This is a genomic window from Mesorhizobium sp. M7A.F.Ca.CA.002.09.1.1, assembly GCF_003998555.1.
In the GTDB taxonomy this organism is placed as follows: domain Bacteria; phylum Pseudomonadota; class Alphaproteobacteria; order Rhizobiales; family Rhizobiaceae; genus Mesorhizobium; species Mesorhizobium ciceri.
On sequence record NZ_RZRR01000619.1, the window covers coordinates 1 to 3,443 of the forward strand.

The window sequence follows — 3,443 nt, forward strand, 5'->3', positions numbered from 1 at the left end:
GAAGGGTGAGGGCGCGGTTCATGGGGGCGTCGATGGGTTGGCGATACGTTGATTAGGACCGCGCCTAGGCACCCTCCTCTGTTCTGCCGGACATCTCCCCCTCAAGGGGGGAGATCGGCTGTCTCTTTTGGCTTCGCCAATCTCCAACGTTGAAGAATTCGCGGGACAGACAAGCGGCCAATCTCCCCCCTTGAGGGGGAGATGTCCGGTAGGACAGAGGGGGGCCTCGTAGAACTCAAAGCCTACGATGATTTCGCGAATTTTCATCCGCGCAATTCTGTCACGATTCCAAATACGTGTCCGCCCAGTTCGACACCGCCCAGCGCGGGTTGTTGGCGATGTTGCCGACGGTGTCTCGCGCGACGCTGATGAAACTCCATTCGGCGACGTTGATCAGCGGCAGGTCGGCAGCCACCGCCTTCTGGAATTCCTTGTAGAGGTCGGTGCGGGCTGATGCGTCGAGCGTCTCCGATGCCTTGGCGATGAGCGCATCGAGCGCATCGTTCTTGTAGCCGCCCTGGTTGGAGAACGGCACGCCGTCCGGAATGCCGCTCTGCACCAGGATGGTGGTCGAGATCGCCGGATCGCCGCGGAACACCGGCGGACCGACCGCGAGATCGAAGGCGTGGTCGGTGTAGACCGCCTTGATGTGCGCGGCCGAGTCGTTGTTGACCAGCTCAGCGTCGATGCCGATGGCGGCGAGCGCCTGGCGCAGATAGTCGCCGAACTGTTTTGTCTCGTTGAAATAGGGCGCAGGCAGCAGTTTCAGCGTGAAGCGCTTGCCGTCCGGGCCTTTCTTGTAGCCGGCTTCGTCGAGCAGCGCGTTGGCCTTGGCGACGTCGAAGGCATAGGTCGGCACATCGGCGGTGTAGAATTGTGGATCGTTCTTCGGCACCGGGCCGGTGGCTGTCGCGGCATAGCCGAGGAACACCGTCTTGACGACGAAATCCTTGTCGATGGCATGTGCGATCGCCTGCCGCACTTTGACGTCGGCCAGTTCCTTGCGGCGATGATTGATCTCGACGACGAGTTGATAGGTCAGCCCTTCGTAACCCTTGGTGATCACTTTCAGCCCCGGCACTTTCGAGATGCGGTCGAGGTCGGCCAGCGGCACGGCGGAAAAGGCCGCCAGCTGGATCTCTCCGGCCTCCAGCGCGCTGGCCGCGGACGTGCGATCCGGCAGCACCTGATAGATGATCTCATCGAGATAGGGCTCGTCCTTGCCCCAGTAGTCGGTGTTTTTGGTCAGCCGGTAATACTGGCCGGCCTTGTACTCGCCGAATTTGAACGGTCCGGTGCCGATGGGCGCGTTGTTGGCCGGGTTGTCCTCGATCTTGCCGACCTCGTAGATGTGCTTCGGCACCACGCTGCTCAGCGCCGGCAGCGCGTTGCGGATCAGCTGGAACGGCGTCGGCTTGGCGAATTTGAACACACCGGTGAGATCGTCGGGGGTCTCGACGCTGGCCAGGTCCTTGAACACGGTGCGGCCGAGGTTCTGCAGCGGCTTCCAGATCTGCAGCGCCGAGAAGGCCACGTCGGCGGAGGTGAACGGCTTGCCGTCATGCCATTTGACGCCGTCGCGCAGTTTGAACGTCACCGAGAGCCCGTCGGCGGCACCCTCCCAGCTCAGCGCCAGCCTTGGCGCGAGTCCGTCCTTGCCGTCGTAGGAGGCTTCGGCCAGCGTTTCGACGATCTTGCTGGAGATGAAGAAGACGCCGTTGGAAGCGACGATCGCCGGGTTGAGGTTGCGCGGTTCGGAATCGGCGGCAAGCACAAGCCGCCCGCCCTTCTTCGGCGTCTGCGCCCAGCCCGGTGTCGGCATGGCGGTGGAGGCCAGCAGCATTGCCGAGCCGGAAAGCATCGTGCGCCTGGAAATCGTGAAACCTGACATGATCGAACTCCGTCCTCTCCGCGACCCGGTTGGGCGCGCCAATACCCCTCGAACGCCGGCAAGCCCGCCAGCATCCTTGCGGCGGCGATTATGAGCCTTGCCGAGGGTTTCGCCAGAGACGGAATTGGCGCATCCTCGCTTGGCTTTGAAATTTTCGTCCGCTGGACCAGTTTGGAATATGCGCTTCTATCACGTCAATCTGGTAGGACCAAATTGATGGGATATGCGACGGACAAAGGTATGATGACATGGAACGGTGCTGTTTGCCCTATTTCTGGCTGGACCAGAACGGGCAAAATGGTGCAGATTTGAGTCATGGCCAGGGGATCGCGAGCGGAACGGCCGGCGGTCCCAGGCAATTCAGGGAGAGAGAGATGAACATTGCTCCGGGCAAGAATGCCGTCGGCAATATCCCGTTCGACCAGGCAAGGGTCGACCGGCTGATGGAGGAGGCCGGCATCGATGTGCTGCTCGCCACCTCCAAGCACAACACGCAATACCTGCTGGGCGGTTACAAGTTCATCTTCTTCGCCGCCATGGATGCGATCGGCCACAGCCGGTACCTGCCGATCGTCGTGTACGAAAAGGGCGGGCCGGACCATGCCGCCTATATCGGCAACCGCATGGAGGGCGGCGAGCACCAGAACAATCCGTTCTGGACGCCGACGCTGCACGCCGCCTGCTGGGGCACGCTCGACGCCGCCAACCTTGCGGTCGAGCACCTGCAGAAGATCGGCAAGGCCGGCGCGCGCATCGGCATCGAGCCTGGCTTCCTGCCATCGGACGCCTATACGCTGATCCGCAAGGCGTTGCCGGATGCCAGGCTGATCGATGCGACCGACATGCTGGAGCGCATGCGCGCCATCAAGACCGATGCGGAGCTGGAGAAGCTGCGCACGGCCTCCGAACTGATCACCGATTCCATGCTGGCGACCATTGCCTGGGCGCGTGAAGGCACGACTAAAAGCGAGATCATCGAGCAGCTGCGGCGCGAGGAAACCAATCGCGGCATCCATTTCGAATATTGCCTGCTGACGCTGGGTGCCAGCCACAACCGCGCCGCTTCACCGCAGGCGTGGAAAAAAGGCGAGGTGCTGTCAATCGATTCCGGCGGCAATTATCACGGCTATATAGGCGACCTCTGCCGGATGGGCATTCTCGGCGAACCGGATGCCGAGCTGGAAGATCTGCTGGCCGAGGTCGAGACGGTGCAGCAGGCGGCCTTTTCAAAAGTCAAAGCGGGCACGCTGGGCGGCGACATGATTTCGCATGCCGAGGGCGTGCTGAAGGCTTCGAAGGTCGCGCCCTACACGGATTTCTTCGCCCATGGCATGGGGCTGATCACGCACGAGGCGCCGTTCCTGATGACCAACCACCCGGTGACCTATGAAGGCACCTATGCGGCCAAACCGCTGGAGAAGAACATGGTGCTGTCGGTGGAGACGACCATGCTTCACCCGACACGGGGCTTCATCAAGCTGGAAGACACGCTGGCGGTGACGGAGAGCGGATACGTGATGTTCGGTGATCGGGGCCGGGGGTGGAACAGGGG

The 3,443-nt window shown here is 62.0% G+C and carries 3 protein-coding genes; 2 read left to right on the forward strand and 1 reads right to left on the reverse strand.

What is annotated here, in order from left to right; translation table 11 throughout:
• Positions 1-280: 280 nt before the first annotated feature.
• A complete protein-coding gene (locus EN994_RS23230) occupies positions 281-1,891 on the reverse strand; it encodes an ABC transporter substrate-binding protein (protein WP_063169053.1) in 1,611 nt (536 codons plus the stop codon).
• Between the two features lie 90 nt (positions 1,892-1,981).
• On the opposite strand from EN994_RS23230, the gene EN994_RS23235 reads away from it, so the two are divergent.
• Positions 1,982-2,203: a hypothetical protein gene (locus EN994_RS23235; RefSeq protein WP_127224205.1), complete on the forward strand. Its 222-nt coding sequence runs from the start codon at positions 1,982-1,984 to the stop codon at positions 2,201-2,203.
• 62 nt (positions 2,204-2,265) lie between these two features.
• On the forward strand, positions 2,266-3,443 hold a 1,178-nt coding region (locus tag EN994_RS23240), incomplete at its 3' end, for a Xaa-Pro peptidase family protein (protein WP_140736587.1).

Coding starts and splice junctions, on each gene's coding strand:
- EN994_RS23230 (WP_063169053.1), bottom strand. CDS start 1,891: ATGTCAGGTTTCACGATTTCCAGGCGCACGATGCTTTCCGGCTCGGCA.
- EN994_RS23235 (WP_127224205.1), top strand. CDS start 1,982: ATGAGCCTTGCCGAGGGTTTCGCCAGAGACGGAATTGGCGCATCCTCG.